This window comes from Streptosporangium sp. NPDC002544, assembly GCF_040295965.1.
Taxonomy (GTDB): Bacteria; Actinomycetota; Actinomycetes; order Streptosporangiales; family Streptosporangiaceae; genus Streptosporangium.
In genome coordinates, this window is record NZ_JBEOWJ010000034.1 from 39,732 (window position 1) to 59,331 (window position 19,600).

Below are 19,600 nucleotides of genomic sequence, written 5' to 3' on the forward strand. Positions count from 1 at the left end.
AGTGAGATACGCCGTCACCTGGCTGAACCTCCTTGTTTTTGAAGGTGTTTCTGCACGTTAATGCGTGCCGTATTGGCCTGGATATCAACCCTTGCATGCGTCCAAAAATTTTGCGTACGATGTATACGCATATTTTGCGTACAGGGTATCCGAGGAGGTTTCGGCAATGGTGCGAACGGTGGCCACGGCAGGGCGGAGGGAATGGCTCGGACTCGCGGTGCTGGTCCTGCCCGTCCTGCTCGTCTCGGTGACCGTGACGGTGCTCTACTTCGCGCTGCCCTTCCTGAGCGCGGACCTCATGCCGACCGGCTCCCAGCTGCTGTGGATCGTCGACATCTATGCCTTCCTGCTGGCCGGTCTGCTGATCACGATGGGTGCCCTGGGGGACAGGATCGGCCGCCGGAAGCTGCTGCTGATCGGAGCCGCCGCGTTCGGTGTCACGTCGGTCATCGCCGCGTACGCCCCCAGCGCCGAGTCGCTCATCGCGGCCCGCGCCCTGCAGGGCGCCGCGGCGGCGAGCCTGATGCCGCCCACCCTCGCGCTGATCCGGGACATGTTCCGCGATCCGCGGCAGCGCCGGATGGCCGTCGCGGTATGGGCCGCCGGCTTCGCCGGGGGCAGCGTGCTGGGGCCGATCGTGGGAGGCCGGCTGCTGGAGAACCTCTGGTGGGGGTCGGTGTTCCTGATCAACGTGCCGGTCATGGTCCTGCTGCTGGTGCTGGGGCCGATCGTGCTCCCCGAGTACCGTGATCCGCGCCCCTGGAGGTTCGACCTGCTCAGTGCCGCGCTCTCACTGGCGGCCGTGCTGCCGACGGTCTACGGGATCAAGCAGTTCGCCGTCGACGGCCTCGGCCTCCAGGCGCTGCTCGGCGTCGTCGCCGGGTCGCTGTTCTGCGTCGCCTTTCTGCACAGGCAGCGGACGCTGCCCACCCCGATGCTCGACCTGAGGCTGTTCGCCGGCCGGGGCTTCACCGTGTCCCTGATCGCGAGCACGCTCGCGGTCTTCGCCCTGGTGGGGCTGTTCTACTTCGTCGCGCAGTACCTGCAGATGGTGCTCGGGCTACGGCCGTTCGTCGCGGGGCTGCTGACCCTGCCCGCGGCCGGAACCGCCCTCGCCGGCTCGATGCTGGCCGCCGTGATCGCGCAGCGGGTACGCCCGGGACACATCATGGGCGGCGGCATGGCGCTCGTCGCCGGAGGCTTCCTGGTGATGAGCGGGATCGAGGTGGACTCCGAGCGATGGCCCCTCATCGGCGGCCTGCTCCTGCTGGGGACGGGGATCGGAGCGGTGCAGGCGACGGCCTCCGACATGATCGTCGCTGTCGCCCCGCCGGAGCGCGCGGGCTCGGCGTCCGCGATCATGGAGGCCGCCACCGAGCTGGGCGGTGCGCTCGGCGTCGCGATCCTGGGCAGCATCGGCCTGGCCGTCTACGGCGAGAGGCTCACCGCGGCGGGTCCCGCGCTGCCCCCCGAGTACGCCGAGGCGGCGCGCGAGACCCTGGGCGGTGCCGTCGAGGTGGCCGCGCGGATACCGGGAGGGGCGGGAGCGGCCCTGCTCGACGTCGCCCGCTCGGCCTTCACCGACGGCATGCACCTGGCCGCCCTCCTCGGGGCCGCCTGCATGGCGCTGACGGCGCTGCTGACCGTGCTCCTGCTCCGGCCGGTGCGCGTGGACGCCTCGACGGCGGACGGCGGCGCCGAGTGACCGCTCACCGCGGGCGACGGGTGAAGAGAGCGGCCCTTTCCGCGACGAACTCCCGCACCGTCGTCGCGGGCCTTCCCGTGATCGATTCGACGTCCCCGGTCATCCGGTCGTAGCGGTTCTGGCGGTGCAGGCGCGCCATGGTGACGATGTGCTCCTCGGTGTGCGCCGGGAGCCCCGCGGGCGCGAGGTCCCGCTCGACCCAGGCGTCGAGCGGGACGTCCACGTAGCGGATCTCCCTTCCCAGGGCCAGGGAGTATTCCTCGGCGATCCCGTCCATCCCCTGCGACCTGGGGCCCGTCAGCTCGTAGACGTGCCCGACGTGAGGCCGGGGGTCCCGCAGGATCGTGGCGACCACGGCCGCGACGTCGCCGGCCGCGACGGGCGACGTGCGGCCGGTCCCGAAGGGAAGCCGGATGGTCCCGCTGTCGGCGATGGAACGCTCGGCCAGCGTCGTGAACATCGGGTTCTCCAGGAAGACGGTGGGCCGGACGTGCACGACCGGGAGTCCCGACCAGTCGAGCACCTGCTCCGACAGCCAGTGCAGCCGCTGCTGGTGGGACTCCGCGGTGCTCAACGCGTTCATCTGCGACACGGTCAGCTGCGAGATGCCGACCAGGACCTCAAGGGCGCCCACCGCGCGGGCCACCGTCGCGACGGTGGCGGCGGCCTCCAGGTACGACGGCGACACGCTCATACCGAAGAACATCCGGGAACTGCCGTCGAGGGCGTCCGCCACGTCCGTGGGGCTGGTGAGGTCACCGATCACCACCTGCGCGCCGAGGGCGCGCAGCGCGTCCGCGCGCTCGTCGTCGCGATGCGCCATCGCCCGTACGGGCAGGCCGCGTGCGCGCAGCAGCCCCACCACGGTGCGCCCGACGCCCCCGACACCTCCGCCGGCACCGGTGACGAGGACGGGGTCGTCGTCGGCCATCGCGATCTCTCCTCACCTCGGGGTGGTCACGTCGGGGTGGTCACGGCCGGTCACGGATCGCGGCGCGCACCGTCCCCGGCGCTCTGACGTACCGTGATCGGAACACTACTCCGGGCCACGTGCCGGCGCACCGGCCGATTCGACCGCTTACCGGTCACGTGACCATTTCAATCCGCCCGTGTTCCCCCGGCGGCCACGACCTGCCGTTCTCGGACGGTTTCAGGCTGATCGTGTGAACGGCGCGGGAGCGAACCCCCGAGCCTTCAACAAGGGAGCCGCCGTCGAGCTGATGAACTCGGAATCCTGGCATGTCCGGCCTTCGAGCACACCGCTATGTGTGCGGCCTCTCAGGATCAAGCCGCTGCCCCATGCAACGAGGTGACCGGGTATCAACCCAATCTGGGCGGCACCTTCGTCAACGCCCGGGAAACATGGGCTGGATCGCCTCCATCATCACCCGGAGAAGCCGGAAGGCCGCCAAGGCCCCTGAATCGGGATCTTGACGGCCGTCTGCGGTGATCTGCCCATGGCTGCCATGGGCGGTGGTGGACGATACAGGGATTGAACCTGTGACCTCTTCCGTGTCAGGGAAGCGCTCTCCCGCTGAGCTAATCGTCCTCGCTGCGAACCAGAGGTGGAGACGGGATTTGAACCCGTGTACACGGCTTTGCAGGCCGTTGCCTCGCCTCTCGGCCACTCCACCGAGTGGGGGACCGGAGTCCCTTCCGAGCGGAAGACGGGATTCGAACCCGCGACCCTCACCTTGGCAAGGTGATGCTCTACCACTGAGCCACTTCCGCGTGCCTCCGGGGCCTGCCCGGACTCACTGCGAGAACTCTAGCGAATACCCGGCCACTCCCCAAACCGAGCGGTACCGGTATCGTGAGATGTAAGGAGCCAGTAACGGGTTCACCAGTTACCAAGTTCAACCTACGCGAGAGAGTGACAGCATGCGCGACAACGAGGTCGTGAACGTCGGACCGGAGCCGCTGAGCTTCGAGCAGGTCGTCGAGGTCGCCAGGCACGGTGCCCCCGTGCGCCTCACCGACGATGCCGTGGCGGCCATGGCCGCGGCCCGCACGCGCGTGGACGAGCTGGCCGAGAGCCCCACCCCCGCCTACGGCGTCTCGACCGGGTTCGGCGCCCTGGCCACCCGGCACATCGACCCGGCGCTCCGCGCACAGCTGCAGCGATCCCTCGTCCGCTCGCACGCCGCCGGGTCCGGCCCCGAGGTCGAGGTCGAGGTGACCCGCGCGATGATGCTGCTGCGCCTGCACACCCTGGCCACCGGCCACACCGGCGTACGCCCGAAGACGGCCAAGGTGCTGGAGAGCCTGCTCAACGCGCGGATCACCCCCGTCGTGCACGAGTACGGCAGCCTCGGCTGCTCCGGCGACCTCGCGCCGCTCTCCCACGTGGCCCTCACGATCATGGGTGAGGGCGTCGTCCGGGACGCCGCCGGAGAGCGGGCCGACGCCGCGGAGGCGCTCAAGCAGGCGGGCATCGAGCCCGTCGAACTGGTGGCCAAGGAGGGGCTCGCGCTCATCAACGGCACCGACGGCATGCTCGGCATGCTCATCCTGGCCATGGACGACCTCGCCCGCCTGTTCAGGACCGCCGACATCGGCGCGGCCATGAGCGTGGAGGCGCTGCTGGGCACCGACCGCGTCTTCGCCGCCGACCTGCAGGCCCTGCGCCCGCACCCCGGGCAGGCGGCCAGCGCCGCCAACCTCAGGGCGCTGCTCGCGGACTCGCAGATCATGGACTCCCACCGGGACGGCACCTGTACCCGCGTCCAGGACGCCTACTCCCTGCGGTGCGCCCCGCAGGTCGCCGGCGCCGCCCGTGACACCCTGGCGCACGCCGCCTCGGTCGCCGGACGGGAGCTCGCCTCGGCGATCGACAACCCGGTGGTCCTGGCCGACGGCCGGGTGGAGTCCAACGGCAACTTCCACGGCGCCCCCGTCGGCTACGTGCTCGACTTCCTCGCCATCGCGGTCGCGGACATGGCGAGCATCTCCGAACGCCGCACCGACCGCATGCTGGACGTGGCACGCAGCCACGGCCTACCGGCCTTCCTCGCCGACGATCCCGGTGTCGACTCCGGCCACATGATCGCCCAGTACACCCAGGCGGCGGTGGTCTCCGAGCTCAAGCGCCTGGCCGTGCCCGCGAGCGTCGACTCGATCCCGAGCTCCGCCATGCAGGAGGACCACGTCTCCATGGGCTGGTCGGCCGCGCGCAAGCTGCGCCGCTCGGTGGACGGCCTCACCCGGGTGCTCGCGGTGGAGATCCTCACCGCCGCGCGGGCCCTGGACCTGCGCGCCCCGCTGCGTCCCGCCCCGGCGACCGGAGCCGTGGTGGCCGCCCTGCGCCAGGCCGTCCCCGGCCCGGGACCCGACCGCTTCCTCGCACCGGAGATCGAGGCGGTGGTCGGGCTCGTCGCGGGCAACGCGGTCGTCGCCGCCGCCGAGACGGTCACCGGCCCCCTGGCCTAATACCGTCCCGCCGGGACGGCGGCGATCACCTCCACCTCGATGAGCAGCCCCGGCGAGAACAGCCGCGACACCTCCACCGTCGTGCTGGCCGGGGGCGCGCCGGTGATGTGGCGCCCGCGCACGGCCCCGTACTCCGGCAGCAGCGACATGTCGATGAGAAAGGTCCGGATGTGGGTCACGTCGTCGAACGTGCAGCCCTGATCGGCGAGGACGCGTGACAGCTGGTCCATCACGTACTCGGACTGGCGCGTCATGTCCCCCTCGCCGACCACCTTCCCCTCCCCGTCCAGGGCCACCTGCCCGGAGACGAACAGCAGGTTCCCCGCCCTGGTGGCGTGCGAGTAGTGCCCGTTGGTGGCGGGGACCGTGGCCGGGTTTATCCTCTCCACGCCTGTACGGCCCCGCTGGTCGCTCCGCTCCGTGTCCCGGGCCGCCCCCGCGGGGCCGGTCACGGTGAGGTGCGCGAAGATCGCCGTCAGGTCCGCGTCGCCCAGCCCGGCCGCCGTCGCGCCGGCCAGCCGCTTCCCGGCCGCGGCGGCGAGGGTCCGGGTCCCGTGCGCGGCCAGTGCCATGTCCTTGGCGGCCAGGCCGAGGGCGTAGCGCGTCTCGTCCGGGCCGTTCTCGACGGCCGGGCGGACCCGTTCGGTGAGCGCTCCCAGCGGTGTGCCGCCGAGCACGTCCAGCAGCGTCCCGATGTCCACCCCGGTCGCCTCCGCGCAGGCGACGGTCTCGGCGAGCAGCACCTGGGCGGGCACCAGCGCGCTCATCACGGCCAGCTTCATCGCCGCGCCCGCACCCGGGCCGCCGACCTCGCGTACCAGGCCGAACACCTCCAGCGCCTTCCGGCAGCGGGCCAGGTCCTCGGGGAGCCCGCCGGCCAGCACCGTCAGCGTGCCGTCCCCGGCGGGTCCCACGCTGCCCAGGACCGGTGCGTCGACCAGCCCCACCCCGCGGGGAAGCAGGTCGCGGAGCCCGGCCACCGCCTCGGGCCCGATCGTGGACATTTCCGCGACCACGCTGCCCGCCCGCAGCCCCGGCGCCGCGTCCGAGAGCACCCGCCGCACCGCCGCCGGGTCACCGAGCATCGTGATCACCAGTTCCGCGCCCGCCACGGCCCTCGCCGGCGAGGTCGCCACGGTGGCTCCCTCGATCGCGCGGGGGGTGCGGTTCCACACCGTCACCTCGTACCCGGCCGCCACGAGCCGCCGGGCCATCGGGGTGCCCATGCGCCCCAGACCAAGAAAGGAAATCATGCGCCTCACGGTAGGGAACCGGCGAGGCATTCCACCAGCGACTAGATTGCATGTAAGCCATGCAGAGGAGGAATGTGTTCGACATCGAAGGGCTCCGCCTGCTGGACACCGTGGCCCGCACCGGTTCTTTCACCGCGGCGGCCGCCAGGCTCAGCTACACCCAGTCGGCGGTCTCCCGGCGCATCGCCGCGCTCGAACACCGCGCGGGCGGCCCGTTGTTCGAGCGGCTGCCGCGCGGTGTGCGGCTGACGCCCGCCGGTGAGGCGCTGCACCACCACGCCCAGGTCGTGCTGAACCGGCTGACCAGGGCGGAGGAGGAGCTGGCCGGCATCCACGGCGGCTACCGGGGGCGGCTGCGGGTGGGCGCGTTCGCCACCGCCAACGTCGTGCTCGTGCCGGGTGCCCTGCGCGAGTTCCGCGAGGAGTTCCCCGAGGTCGAACTCGTCCCGATCGAGGGGCCCAGCCGGAGCCTGCTGCGCCGCATGCGAGAAGGCGGCCTGGACGTCGCGGTGGTCAGTGACTACCCCTCCGAGCTGCCCCGCGAGGAGGAGGTGGAGATGGTCGAGCTGGCCGACGACGAGCTGTTCGTCGCGCTCCGCCGTGACCACCGGCTGGCCGGGGAGGAGGTCGTCGACCTGCGCGAGCTGCGGGAGGAGACCTGGATCGAGGCGCCTCCGCCGGGCCGGGCCACCGCCCTCGCCGCGGCCTGTGCCAGGGCCGGGTTCACCCCCCGCGCCTCGGTCAGGATCAGCGAGTGGACGGGCAAGTTCGGGTTCGTCGCGGCCGGGCTCGGCATCACGCTGGTGCCCGCCATCGCCGCGCACGCCGTACCGCCCGATCTGGTGCTCCGCTCTCTCGGCGAGCTCGCCCCCCGCAGGACCGTTTACGCGGCCCTGCCGCCCGTCCCGCTGCCCGCGGCCCGCACCCTGGTGCGCCTGCTGGCCGTACAGGCGAGACAATAGGGAAGTGCATGACTCTTTTGCGCATGTCACCGGATATCTGGCCACGGGGCTCCGAGACATCACCACCGACCTGACCGCCTTGGACGGCGAGGGATGGTGGGCCGTCGTGGTCGACTACGAGGGCAAGGTGACGTGTGCCAGGTTCGACGACGTCCGTCAGGCCCCGCTGCCCGTGCCGCGCGGTCCCTGGCGCGGGCCGCACCCGTCGTCGTGGCGCAGTTCCCTGGACCGGGCCGCGTACGAGGACGGCGTGCGGCGCATCCGCTCGTACATCGAGCGTGGCGAGGTCTACCAGGCCAATCTGTGCCGGGTGCTGAACGCGCCGCTGCCCGCGGGAGAGGAACCGGACCCGCTGGCACTGGCCGTACGGCTGGCGGAGGGCAACCCCGCCCCCTACGCCGCGACGGTGAGCCTGCCGGGACTGAGCGTCGTGTCGGCCTCTCCCGAGCTCTACCTGTCCAGGGACGGCGACGTGGTCGAGTCCAGACCGATCAAGGGGACCGGAGTCACCGAGGAGGACCTGCAGGAGAAGGACTACGCGGAGAACGTGATGATCGTCGATCTCGTCCGCAACGACCTGGGCAGGGTCGCCGAGGTCGGCTCGGTGAGCGTGCCCGCCCTGTGTGAGGTGGAGGAGCATCCCGGTCTCGTGCACCTGGTCTCCACGGTCAGGGCGCGGCTCGCGCCGGGGTGCGGGTGGCCCGAGCTGTTCGGCGCGACCTTCCCGCCGGGGTCGGTGACGGGGGCCCCGAAATCTTCCGCCCTGCGTATCATCGATGAGCTCGAACCCGAGCCGCGCGGGCCGTACTGTGGGACCGTGGGCTGGGTCGACGCCGGCCGGCGGCGGGCGTCGCTGGCCGTGGGGATCCGCACGTTCTGGCTGTCGTCCGGCGAGATCCGTTTCGGCACGGGCGCGGGCATAACCTGGGGGAGCGACCCGCGCCGCGAATGGGACGAGACCGAGTTGAAGGCCTCCCGGCTCGTCGCTCTGGCATCAACATAAGGTTCAGAAGGAGTCGCATGAAGGTACCTATATGGCTCAACGGGGCACTCGTCTCTCCGGATCAGGCCACCGTTTCAGTTTTCGATCATGGTTTGATGGTCGGGGACGGGGTGTTCGAGACCATCAAGTGCGTGAACGGCACCACGTTCGCGCTTACCCGCCACCTTGACCGGCTCACGCTCTCGGCGCGGCGCATGGAACTGCCCGACCCCGACACCGACGCGATCGCCGACGGGATCCGTGCCTGCCTGGCCGAGGCCCCGCCGTGGCGGCTCGGCCGCGTCCGGGTCACCTACACCAGCGGCCCGGGGCCGCTCGGCTCGGACCGGGGCGAGGCGGGCTGCACGACCGTGGTGATCGTCGACGAGCAGAAGCCGTTCCCGGCCACCGCCGACGTCACGGTCGTGCCCTGGCCGCGCAACGAGCGCGGCGCACTCGCCGGGGTGAAGAGCACCTCCTACGGTGACAACGCCAGGGCGCTGTTCTACGCCAAGGCCGCCGGCGGCGGCGAGGCGATCTTCGAGAACCTCGCGGGCGACCTCTGCGAGGGCACCGGCAGCAACGTCTTCATCGTGCGTGACGGCCGGCTGGTCACCCCCACGCTCGCCTCGGGCTGCCTGGCCGGGGTCACCCGCGCGCTCGCGCTGGAGTGGTGCGGGGGAGCCGAGGAGGACGTCCCGCTCTCGGCCCTGTACGAGGCGGAAGAGGCGTTCCTGACCTCCACCACCCGTGACATCCAGCCGATCCGCGCGGTCGACCAGACCGTGCTGCCCGCCGCACCCGGCCCGATCACCGCCAAGGCCATGCAGGTCTTCGCCGAGCGCTCCGCCGCCGACCTCGACCCCTGAGGTTCCGGGTCTCCGGTTCCGGCGAGGGCACATCCCCCGCCGGAAGGCCGGTCGGCTAGTAGGACACCTGGGTCTGCGCGTTCAGCTCCTTGAGCCTGACCTTGGCCGCCGGATCGGTCAGCGGGTCGTCGATGCGGAGCACGTCCAGGCCCCTGGTGATGTCACTGGAGTAGATGTGGCCGTTGTAGTAGTACGCCGACCACGAGCCGCCGACTCCCGAAACCGGGCCCCGCTCGAAGAAGCCGATCTCCCGGGGGCTGGCCGAGTCGGTGAAGTCCCAGACGGACACCCCGCCCTGGTACCACGCCTGGACCATGATGTCCTTTCCCGGCACGGGTAGCAGCGACCCGTTGTGCGCGACGCAGTTCTCGTCGGACGTCTGTTCCCTCGGGATCTTGAAGTAGCCGCGGAGCGTGAGCCTGCGGTCCTTGCCGAGGTCGTACACGGCGCTGGCGCCCTTGGTCTTCGGGGTGCCGGAGTCGCAGGTCGCGCTCACGCCGCCGCCCAGCTCGTCCCCGAAGACGATCTTGGTGGCGTCGTTGTTGAACGTCGCCGAGTGCCAGATGGCGAAGTTCTCCCGGTCGCTCACGTGCTGGAGCACCTTGGGGTTGGCCCGGTCGGTGATGTCCAGCAGGACTCCGTCGCCGAAGCAGGCCGCGGCGGCCAGGTTCTTCTCGGGGTAGGCCGTGATGTCGTGGCAGCCGCCGAGGCCGCCCTCGCCGGGCTTGTCGGAGAGCACCGGTTGCGAGATCACCTTGGCGGTCTCGGGGGCCTCGACGGGTACCTCGACCACGGAGATCTTGTTGTGCGGCGCCGGGCAGGTCGTCGACTGCGGCTCGGGGCCCGGGGAGGAGATGTAGAGGTAGACGCGGCCCGCGTCGTTGCCGGGGACGAGGGTGTGGGTGTGCGAGCCGCAGTCGGTGCGGACCGCCGAGACGAACCTGGGGTGGGACTTGTCCGCGATGTCGAAGATCCGGATGCCCTCCCAGCCGTCCGACTCCGGCTCGCCGCGCTGGGCGTCGCACTCCGGGCCGACCCGGGCGGAGTCGATCGACAGGAACAGCAGGTTCCCGCTCACCGAGACGTCGTTCTGCTCGCCGGGGCAGAGCACCCGGCTGACCACCGAGGGGTGGGAGGGATCGGAGATGTCGAAGACGCTGAAGCCGTCGAAGTTGCCGACGAACGCGTAGTCGCCCTGGAAGGCCAGGTCGGTGCCCCAGGCCTGGGGCCCGTCGAGCGGGGCGCCGAGCGGCACGTTGGCCAGGTGCGTGACGTTGTCGCTGTGGGTGCCGTCCCCGGAGATCCCGGGGGAGGGGGATTCCACCGGTTTCTCAGTGGCGCTCGTGCTCTTCTCCGAGGCGGCCGCGGGTGGTGGGGCCTGGGGCGTTGGATCCGCCCCGCATCCGGCCACAAGAAGTAGCGCGGCCAGGCCGAACGCCATGGTCGATCGCACGGTGCCCCCATTACGTCGGTCCACTTGCCCCATTATTGAAGCTATGCGGAGGATTCGTATGCCGAGTCAGGTTATCGCGGTGATCATGGCGACAGCGGTCCTTGGCGGATGCACAGAGGCGGCACAGCGAGAATCGGCACCGCTCGTCGCGGAGACCGGTGCGCCGGTGATAATCCCGGGCGGCCCCGGCGAGGCGGGCCGTACGGCGCGGCCGGGCGAGAAACTCGGGGAGTCCGAGGCCAGGGTCACGGCGGCCGACGTGAGGTTCGCCGAGGGCATGATCCCGCATCACCGGCAGGCACTGGAGATGGCGGAGCTGGTCCCGGCCAGGTCGTCCTCGCCGGTCCTGCGGAAACTCGCCGAGCGGATCACCGCGGCGCAGCGGCCGGAGATCGCGGCCATGACGTCATGGCTGGAGGCGATCGGCCGGGCGCCGCAGGGGCACGAGGGGCATGACGAGCATGCTGTCACGCTGGAGGAGATGAACCGGCTCAGGGGGGCCAGGGGAACGGCCTTCGACACGCTCTTCCTGACCCTCATGATCACTCACCACGAGGCGGCGGTCACGATGGCCGGGCTCCAGCTCCGCGAGGGCGCCGACCGGGCCATGCTGGCCGTCGCCAAGGACGTCGTCTCGGGCCAGGGCATCGAGATCGCCCGGATGCGGCGCCTGCTCAAGCCCGCGGCGTAGGCCGGCGGTCCCGTCGAGGGGCGCGGTGAGAGCCGGGTCAGGAGCTCCAGAGCATGTTGCTGAGCTCGGCGTCCAGATCCATGAAGTCGGTCTCGCGACCCGCGGGCACCAGCTCGTACGTCCGGTGCAGGAACTCCGTGAGCGGAGTCAGCGGCACCTCGAACAGCGCCTGTCCGAACGGCGAGGTGAGGCTGATGTGCAGCGTGCGCTCGCCGTCGGCACGCGCCGGCCACACCTGCACGTCGCCGTCGCCCACCCGCCGCACGATGCCGACGGTCAGCAACTCGCGGGCGAAGATCCACTCGACCGGCTCGTCGTTCCCCACGTGGAAGGCCATTCTGATCGCGTAAGGATCATCGGCCGTGTAGCTGAGTCCGGCAAGCAGGGGGACGGTGGTACGGTCGGGGACCACAAGCCGAAGGCCTAGCTCGGCAGAGACGGTGGCGCTGTTCATCGTCAGCCAAACCTTTTCGTCGTCGGTCCCCTCTTCGGGGCTTTCACTGCTTTCAAGCGGGCTTCGCTCCGCATGAGCCATCACGCGGAACAAAGAAACCTGTAGGAAAGATTCCGCCTCTACGCCCTTCTGTAACGCACATCACAGCGCGACATTTGGGCATCTACCGGGCTAAACATCACCAACAGGGCCGTATTTGCAAGGGTTTTGCGTCTCGTTTTGGTCACCGTCGACTCCCTGGCGGGGCGTCTCGGGTGATTCGGGTCGAGCCCGGGTCGTTCGGTGCTTCTATGGATCAGGATGATGCTATGACACCGTAGCCCCCCGTCGGATGCATCCTCAGAGCTTTGCCTCCCGAGTGCGTCATCTCTCAAGATCAAATTTAGTGGCGGACACCGCTTCGCGGGCACTCCCGGATTGCTGTATGGTTTTCCACGTCGGCACCGCGAGGGGCCGGACAGGGCGGGCGATTAGCTCAGCGGGAGAGCGCTTCGTTCACACCGAAGAGGTCACTGGTTCGATCCCAGTATCGCCCACACTAGCAAGACGCAGGTCAGAGCCCGGCGGTTGACATCAACCGCCGGGCTCTTTCGTTGTTCCGCGATCTTCCGGACGGCCGGGCGCCCCGGGCGAGTTCCCGGCTCCGCTCGCCGGATGAGACGGGTTTCCGGCAGGGCGGGCCACGTCCGGCATCCACGCATCGGAACCCGGTCCTGGGGGCGGCTCCGCCTTCCCTGCCGCGCCTGCCCGATGTGTCTTCCACGCCAAGCTCGCCGCCCGGTTTCGCGGCGCCGGCTTCTCCCGGCGCCGAGGCCCGTGGACGTTGCCTCGCACCGGCTTGAGGGGGCCTGCGGGCCCGGAGGCAAGGGATCGCACTCGGGGCTGCAAGGCGAAGCAAGCCGTCCTTCTCGACCCGTTGACGCGGCCGTAGCACGTATGTAACCTTTGGCCAACGCAATGCAAGAATATTGCAAAGTCCTGTTAAATTTTCTCTCTTCTCCGCAACTTCCGGCAGTGATGTGCCGCGCCACACATCCGTCGTATCCCTCCGGAAGAGCTCCCAGGTGACGTCGTTCTCGGCGTCGCATGGGCGCACCCGGCGACCAGCACCCCCCAGCGACGAACGAGACGAGTTTCGCGGACCGACCCCATCGCAGGTCACACCGGTCGGCCCGCCCGCCGGATGTCACGACTCCGAGTCCGCGTCTCGTGAGCGAGGCGCCCGCGCGCGTCTCGCGCTGCACGGCGGAGGCCCCGGCCTCCCACCCGACCCTGTCGTTCCAGCCGAGAGATAGAGGAACGCGATGAGAAAGCAGTATCGGGCGTTAAAACTGGTGGCGGCGATGGCCGCGACCAGTCTGCTCGTCCTGGCCGGGGCGGTCTCACCCGCCGCGGCGGCCGGCCCCAACCTCGCGGTGGGCAAGGCGGCCTCGTCAAGCAGCACCACCGCCCCCTACGGCCCGGCCAATGTCACCGACGGTGATGCCAACACCTACTGGGAGAGCAGCAACAACACCTTCCCGCAGTGGCTCCAGGTGGACCTCGGAGCCGTCACCAACGTGGACCAGATCGTCCTGAAGCTGCCCCCGGCGGCGGCCTGGGCCACCAGGACGCAGACCCTGTCGGTGCTGGCGGGCACGACTGCCTCGCCCACCGCCACCATCGTCGGCTCGGCCGGCTACACCTTCAATCCGGCGACCGGCAACACGGTGACGATCAACTTCGCCGCGACCACCGCCCGCTACCTCCGGCTGAACATCACCGCCAACACGGGCTGGCCGGCCGGCCAGGTCTCCGAGTTCGAGGTGTACGGCCCCACCGGCTCCGGCGGTGACACGTCGCCGCCGACCACGCCGTCGAACCTGGCCTACACCGAGCCCGGCTCCGGCCAGATCAGGCTGACCTGGGGCGCCTCGTCCGACAACGTGGGCGTGACCGGGTACGACATCTACGCCAACAACGTCCTGCGCGCCAGCGTGGCGGGCAACGTGCTGACCTACACCGACACCCAGCCGGCCACCGCGACGGTGTCCTACTACGTCAAGGCCAAGGACGCCGCGGGCAACCAGTCCGGCAACAGCAACACCGTCACCCGCACGGGTAGCACGCCACCGGGCTCCAACCTGGCTCTCGGCAAGGCGATCACCGCCTCCTCCTCGGTCTTCACCTTCGTGGCCGCCAACGCCAACGACAACAACACGGCGACCTACTGGGAGGGCAACGGCGGCAGCTACCCCAACACGCTGACCGTCAGCCTGGGCGCGAACGCCACCCTCAACTCGGTCGTGCTGAAGCTGAACCCCGACAACGTCTGGGCGACGCGTACCCAGAACATCCAGGTTCTCGGGCGTGAGCAGAGCTCGACCTCCTTCACCAGCCTGGCGGCGGCGGCGAACTACACCTTCAACCCCGCCTCCGGCAACACGGTGACGATCCCGGTCAGCGGCTCCTACGCCGACGTCCAGCTCAGGATCACTTCCAACACCGGCGCCCCCGCCGGTCAGGTCGCCGAGTTCCAGGTCATCGGCACCCCGGCGCCGAACCCGGACCTGACGATCACCGGCCTGACGGCGTCCCCCGCCTCCCCGATCGAGACCGACGCGATCACGCTGTCGGCCACGGTCAAGAACAACGGCAACGCGGCCGCCGGCGCGACGGACGTCAACTTCTACCTGGGCACCACCAAGGTCGGCACCGCCCCGGTCGCCGCGCTGGCCGCGGGGGCCTCCGCCACCGTCTCGGCCGGCATCGGTACCCGCGACGCCGGCAGCTACCCGCTGAGCGCCAAGGTCGACGAGGCCAACAGCGTCATCGAGCAGAACGAGTCGAACAACGACTTCTCCAGCGCCTCCCCGCTCGTGGTCAGGCCCGTCGACACCTCCGACCTGGTCGCGACGACCAGCTGGACCCCGAGCAACCCGGCGAACGGCAACCTCGTCACCTTCTCCGTGGCGATCAAGAACCAGGGCACCGTGGCCTCCGCGGGCGGCGCCCACGGCATCACGCTGACCGTCGCCAACGAGGCGGGGACCGTGGTCCGCACGCTGACCGGCTCGCACACCGGTGTGATCGCCGCGGGCGCCACCACCGGCCCGGTGAACCTGGGCACCTGGACGGCGGCCAACGGTAAGTTCACCGTCAAGACGGTCCTCGCCGACGACGCCAACGAACTGCCGGTCAAGCGGGCCAACAACACCGTCACCCAGCCGTTCTTCGTCGGCCGCGGCGCCAACATGCCGTACGACATGTACGAGGCCGAGGACGCCGTCGTCGGCGGCGGGGCGGCCGTGGTCGGCCCGAGCCGCGACATCGGCACCCTGGCGGGTGAGGCGTCCGGCCGCAGGGCGGTGACGCTGAACACGACGGGCAGCTACGTCGAGTTCACCACCAAGGCCAGCACCAACACCCTCGTCACCCGCTTCTCCATCCCCGACTCGGCGGGCGGCGGCGGCATCGACTCGACGCTCAACGTCTACGTCGACGGCACCTTCCTCAAGGCCATCAACCTGACGTCCAAGTACGCCTGGCTGTACGGCGCTGAGGCGAGCCCGGGCAACTCGCCGGGTGCCGGCACGCCGCGTCACATCTACGACGAGGCCAGCATGATGCTCGGGACCACCGTCCCGGCCGGCAGCAAGATCAAGCTGCAGAAGGACCCCGCCAACACCACGACGTACGCGATCGACTTCATCAACACCGAACAGGTGTCGCCGATCGCCAACCCCGACCCCGCCAAATACACGGTTCCGGCCGGATTCACCCACCAGGACGTGCAGAACGCGCTCGACAAGGTGCGGATGGACAACACCGGCACCCTCGTCGGCGTCTACCTGCCGCCGGGCACCTACCAGACGGCGAGCAAGTTCCAGGTCTACGGCAAGGCGGTCAAGGTGGTCGGCGCCGGCCCCTGGTACACCCAGTTCCGTGCGCCGTCGAACCAGGACAACACCGACATCGGGTTCCGCGCCGAGGGGACCGCGAACGGCTCGTCCTTCGCCAACTTCGCCTACTTCGGCAACTACACCTCGCGCATCGACGGCCCGGGCAAGGTGTTCGACTTCGCCAACGTCGCGGACGTGGTGATCGACAACATCTGGAACGAGCACATGGTCTGCCTCTACTGGGGCGCCAACACCGACCGCGTGACGATCAAGAACTCCCGCATCCGCAACATGTTCGCCGACGGCATCAACATGACCAACGGCAGCACCGACAACCTCGTCAGCAACAACGAGGCCCGCGCCACCGGTGACGACAGCTTCGCGCTCTTCTCGGCCATCGACGCCGGCGGCGCCGACATGAAGGGCAACGTCTACGAGAACCTGACGTCCATCCTGACCTGGCGGGCGGCCGGCGTCGCGGTCTACGGCGGGTACGACAACGTCTTCAGGAACATCTACATCGCCGACACGCTGGTCTACTCCGGCATCACGATCAGCTCGCTGGACTTCGGTTACCCGATGAACGGCTTCGGCGCCAGCCCGCCCACCCGGTTCGAGAACATCTCGATCGTCCGCGCCGGCGGTCACTTCTGGGGACAGCAGGTCTTCCCGGCGATCTGGGTCTTCTCCGCCTCCAAGGTCTTCCAGGGCATCCGCGTCAGCGACGTGGACATCGTGGACCCGACCTACGGCGGCATCATGTTCCAGACGAACTACGTCGGGGGCCAGCCGCAGTTCCCGGTCAAGGACACCGTGTTCACGAACGTCTCGATCACGGGCGCCAAGAAGAGCGGCGACGCCTTCGACGCCAAGTCCGGCTGGGCCATCTGGGCCAACGAGATGCCCGAGCCCGGCCAGGGCCCGGCGGTCGGCTCGGCCACGTTCAACAACCTCCAGATGAGCAACAACTTCCAGAACATCAAGAACACGACGTCGACCTTCACGATCAACGTCAACCCGTAAACCCGTAGCAGGAGCGGGAAGGCAGCGCCGGTGCCGCCGGGAGGGACGCCCCTCCCGGCGGCACCTTCGCCGTCCTCCGGCCCTGTGGCCGGTTCGCCCCCGGCTGTCGGGGGTGCCTCGTACAATGACCCGATGTCCTTCCCCGAGAACGACCCCGAGGTGAGCGACGCGTCGCGGGTCCTGCAGCGCGTCTTCGGCTACGACTCGTTCCGGGAGGGCCAGCAGGAGATCATCGATCACGTGGTGGCCGGCGGCGACGCCCTGGTGCTCATGCCGACGGGGGGCGGTAAGTCGCTGTGCTACCAGATCCCCGCGCTCGTGCGGAAGGGCACGGGGGTGGTGATCTCGCCGCTCATCGCGCTCATGCAGGACCAGGTCGACGCCCTGACGGCGCTCGGCGTGCGGGCCGGGTTCCTCAACTCCACCCAGGAGTTCGAGGAGCGCCGCCAGGTCGAGTCGGCCTTCCTCTCCGGTGAGCTGGACCTGCTCTACCTGGCGCCGGAGCGGCTGCGGGTCGACGCGACGCTGCGCCTGCTCGACAGCGGGACGATCTCGCTGTTCGCCATCGACGAGGCGCACTGCGTGGCCCAGTGGGGGCACGACTTCCGGCCCGACTACCTCGCCCTGTCCGCGCTGCACGAGCGCTGGCCCGACGTGCCGCGCGTCGCGCTGACCGCCACGGCCACCAGGGCCACCCACGCCGAGATCGCCTCCAGGCTCAGCCTGGAGGGGGCCCGCCACTTCGTGGCGAGCTTCGACCGGCCCAACATCCAGTACCGCATCGCTCCCAAGAACGAGCCGAAGCGGCAGCTGCTCGACCTGCTCCGCACCGAGCACGCCGGGGACGCGGGCATCGTCTACTGCCTGTCGCGCAACTCGGTCGAGAAGATCGCCGAGTTCCTGGTGGAGAACGGTATCCAGGCGCTGCCCTACCACGCGGGCCTCGACGCCCGTACCCGCGCCGCCAACCAGGCACGCTTCCTGCGCGAGGACGGCCTCGTCATGGTCGCCACGATCGCGTTCGGCATGGGCATCGACAAGCCCGACGTGCGGTTCGTCGCCCACCTCGACCTGCCCAAGTCCATCGAGGGTTACTACCAGGAGACCGGCAGGGCGGGGCGCGACGGCCTGCCCTCCACCGCCTGGCTCGCCTACGGCCTCCAGGACGTCGTGCAGCAGCGCAAGATGATCGACACCTCGGAGGGTGACGACGCCCACCGTCGCCGCCTGGCCACCCACCTGGACGCCATGCTCGCCCTGTGCGAGGCGGTCGAGTGCCGCCGCGTGCTGCTGCTCGCCTACTTCGGCCAGCAGGCCGCCGCCTGCGGTAACTGTGACACCTGCCTGTCGCCGCCCGAGTCCTGGGACGGCACGGTCGCCGCGCAGAAGGTCCTGTCGACGGTGTTCCGGCTGATGCGCGAGCGCCGCCAGAAGTTCGGCGCGGGCCAGATCATCGACATCCTGCTCGGGAAGAAGACGGCCAAGGTCATCCAGCACGACCACGACGGCCTGACGGTGTTCGGCATCGGCACGGAGCTGGGCGAGGCCGAGTGGCGTGGCGTGGTGCGCCAGCTGCTGGCGCAGGGGCTGCTGGCCGTCGAGGGGGACTACGGCACGCTGGTGCTGACCGAGGCGAGCGCGGAGGTGCTGGGGCGCCGGCGCCAGGTCCCGCTGCGGCGCGAGCCTACGATGGCGGCCCGGCCCGCCAAGGCCGCGAAGACCTCCTCCTCGCGCCGGGCCGAGCCCGTCGAGCTGCCCGAGGAGGCGGTGCCGGTGTTCGAGCTGCTCCGCGCCTGGCGCGGAGCCACCGCGAAGGAGCAGGGGGTGCCCGCGTACGTGATCTTCCACGACGCGACCCTGCGCGAGATCGCGACCCGGTCCCCCTCGTCCCTGGCCGAGCTGGGCGCGGTGAGCGGGGTCGGGGAGAACAAGCTGGCCAAGTACGGCCAGCAGGTCCTCGACACCCTCGCCGGCACCGGCTCCGGCCCCGATTCCACGGGAAGCGAGGAAGGTCTCCTGGCCTTCCCCTGAGGTAGAATCGGGCAGAATCCGGGCCTCAGCGCCCCAATGGCATGCAGGTAGGGGCCTGGAGGCTGTCGTCCACCTCCGGGCTCCTCGCGTTGACGGCCCCCCGCGGCTGCGGACTCCCGAAAGAGGACGATCGGTGCCTGACAGAAGGAACGACCCCGTGGTGGTCGTCGGGCTCGGCCGCTTCGGCGGTTCCCTCGCACTCGAGCTCTCCCGGCGGGGAACCGAGGTGCTGGCCATCGACAGCCGCCCCAAGGTGGTGCAGAGCCTGGCGGGGAAGCTCACCCATGTCGTCGTCGCCGACTCCACGGACATCGAGGCGCTGCGCCAGATCGGAGTGCCCGACTTCTACCGGGCGGTGGTCGCCATCGGCACCGACCTGGAGTCCAGCATCCTCACCACCTCCCTGCTCGTCGAACTGGAGATCGAGGACGTCTGGGCCAAGGCGATCAGCCGCGAGCACGGCCGCATCCTGGAGCGGGTCGGCGCCCACCACGTGATCCTCCCCGAGCACGACATGGGGGAGCGGCTGGCCCACCTGCTCAACGGGCGGATGCTCGACTACATGGAGGTGGACGGCGACTACGCGGTGGTCAAGACCCGGCCGCCCCGCGAGTACGTCGGCGTGCCCCTGGGCGAGTCCAACCTGCGGCGCAAGTACGGCGTGACGGTGGTCTGCGTCAAGGGCCAGTACGACGAGTTCACCTACGCCGACTCCGGAACGGTGCTGAGCTACGGCGACGTGATCGTCATCGCGGGCAAGATAGAGCAGGTGGAGCGGTTCACCGAACTCCCGTGACCGCCCCCGCCACGTGGTCCGCGTGCCGGTACATCCGTGTGTGGTCGCCGTCGTCGATCTACACTGGGCGG

At 70.0% G+C, this 19,600-nt stretch carries 13 protein-coding genes and 4 tRNA genes; 10 read left to right on the forward strand and 7 right to left on the reverse strand.

Translation table 11 applies throughout. The features are described from left to right. Positions 1-166 precede the first annotated feature (166 nt). Positions 167-1,705, forward strand: a complete 1,539-nt coding sequence (locus ABT061_RS37780; protein ID WP_350927213.1) for an MFS transporter — start codon at positions 167-169, stop codon at positions 1,703-1,705. 4 nt (positions 1,706-1,709) lie between these two features. Here ABT061_RS37780 and ABT061_RS37785 read toward each other — a convergent pair whose 3' ends face one another. The 4 genes from ABT061_RS37785 to ABT061_RS37800 all read right to left on the reverse strand — a co-directional run bounded on the left by ABT061_RS37785 (position 1,710) and on the right by ABT061_RS37800 (position 3,436). Continuing rightward, positions 1,710-2,636: an NAD(P)H-binding protein gene (locus ABT061_RS37785; RefSeq protein WP_350927215.1), complete on the reverse strand. Its 927-nt coding sequence runs from the start codon at positions 2,634-2,636 to the stop codon at positions 1,710-1,712. A gap of 543 nt (positions 2,637-3,179) precedes the next feature. Next, positions 3,180-3,254 (reverse strand) — tRNA-Val (locus ABT061_RS37790). Positions 3,255-3,268: 14 nt separating this feature from the next. Then, a tRNA-Cys gene (locus tag ABT061_RS37795) sits at positions 3,269-3,339 on the reverse strand. A 25-nt stretch (positions 3,340-3,364) separates the two neighbouring features. Further along, a tRNA-Gly gene (locus ABT061_RS37800) sits at positions 3,365-3,436 on the reverse strand. A gap of 150 nt (positions 3,437-3,586) precedes the next feature. Here ABT061_RS37800 and hutH point away from each other — a divergent pair. Continuing rightward, positions 3,587-5,134 carry a histidine ammonia-lyase gene (gene hutH, locus ABT061_RS37805; RefSeq protein ID WP_350927217.1) on the forward strand — a complete coding sequence of 516 codons (1,548 nt, stop codon included), beginning with the start codon at positions 3,587-3,589 and terminating at the stop codon, positions 5,132-5,134. Here hutH and ABT061_RS37810 read toward each other — a convergent pair. Continuing rightward, positions 5,131-6,387, reverse strand: coding sequence for an NAD(P)-binding domain-containing protein (locus tag ABT061_RS37810; RefSeq protein ID WP_350927219.1), 1,257 nt, complete (start codon positions 6,385-6,387; stop codon positions 5,131-5,133). The two genes, hutH and ABT061_RS37810, sit on opposite strands and share 4 nt — an antisense overlap. Positions 6,388-6,461: 74 nt before the next feature. Between ABT061_RS37810 and ABT061_RS37815 the strand changes: the two genes are divergently transcribed. From ABT061_RS37815 to ABT061_RS37825, 3 genes are read left to right on the forward strand one after another with little or no spacing between them, the layout of a single operon-like run. Beyond that, positions 6,462-7,349, forward strand: coding sequence for a LysR family transcriptional regulator (locus tag ABT061_RS37815; protein WP_350927221.1), 888 nt, complete (start codon positions 6,462-6,464; stop codon positions 7,347-7,349). Between the two features lie 4 nt (positions 7,350-7,353). Next, positions 7,354-8,352, forward strand: coding sequence for a chorismate-binding protein (locus ABT061_RS37820; protein ID WP_350927223.1), 999 nt, complete (start codon positions 7,354-7,356; stop codon positions 8,350-8,352). Between the two features lie 17 nt (positions 8,353-8,369). Beyond that, positions 8,370-9,200 (forward strand): aminotransferase class IV, encoded by an 831-nt coding sequence (locus ABT061_RS37825; protein WP_350927225.1) that lies wholly within the window; start codon positions 8,370-8,372, stop codon positions 9,198-9,200. A gap of 55 nt (positions 9,201-9,255) precedes the next feature. Here ABT061_RS37825 and ABT061_RS37830 read toward each other — a convergent pair whose 3' ends face one another. After that, positions 9,256-10,653: an LVIVD repeat-containing protein gene (locus ABT061_RS37830; RefSeq protein WP_350927227.1), complete on the reverse strand. Its 1,398-nt coding sequence runs from the start codon at positions 10,651-10,653 to the stop codon at positions 9,256-9,258. Between the two features lie 58 nt (positions 10,654-10,711). On the opposite strand from ABT061_RS37830, the gene ABT061_RS37835 reads away from it, so the two are divergent. Then, entirely contained in the window at positions 10,712-11,344 is a 633-nt protein-coding gene (locus ABT061_RS37835) for a DUF305 domain-containing protein (protein WP_350927229.1), read from the forward strand. Positions 11,345-11,381: 37 nt separating this feature from the next. On the opposite strand, the gene ABT061_RS37840 is transcribed toward ABT061_RS37835, so the two are convergent. Further along, positions 11,382-11,798 carry an SsgA family sporulation/cell division regulator gene (locus ABT061_RS37840; protein ID WP_350927231.1) on the reverse strand — a complete coding sequence of 139 codons (417 nt, stop codon included), beginning with the start codon at positions 11,796-11,798 and terminating at the stop codon, positions 11,382-11,384. 464 nt (positions 11,799-12,262) lie between these two features. On the opposite strand from ABT061_RS37840, the gene ABT061_RS37845 reads away from it, so the two are divergent. From ABT061_RS37845 to ABT061_RS37860, 4 genes are all read left to right on the forward strand, one after another. Beyond that, positions 12,263-12,334: transfer RNA gene (locus tag ABT061_RS37845), tRNA-Val, on the forward strand. A gap of 768 nt (positions 12,335-13,102) precedes the next feature. After that, positions 13,103-16,702 (forward strand): discoidin domain-containing protein, encoded by a 3,600-nt coding sequence (locus tag ABT061_RS37850; RefSeq protein WP_350927233.1) that lies wholly within the window; start codon positions 13,103-13,105, stop codon positions 16,700-16,702. 132 nt (positions 16,703-16,834) lie between these two features. Continuing rightward, complete coding sequence (gene recQ, locus ABT061_RS37855; protein WP_350927235.1) at positions 16,835-18,733, forward strand: DNA helicase RecQ; 1,899 nt, start codon at positions 16,835-16,837, stop codon at positions 18,731-18,733. Between the two features lie 133 nt (positions 18,734-18,866). Next, positions 18,867-19,529, forward strand: a complete 663-nt coding sequence (locus ABT061_RS37860; protein ID WP_350927237.1) for a potassium channel family protein — start codon at positions 18,867-18,869, stop codon at positions 19,527-19,529. Positions 19,530-19,600: the final 71 nt, after the last annotated feature.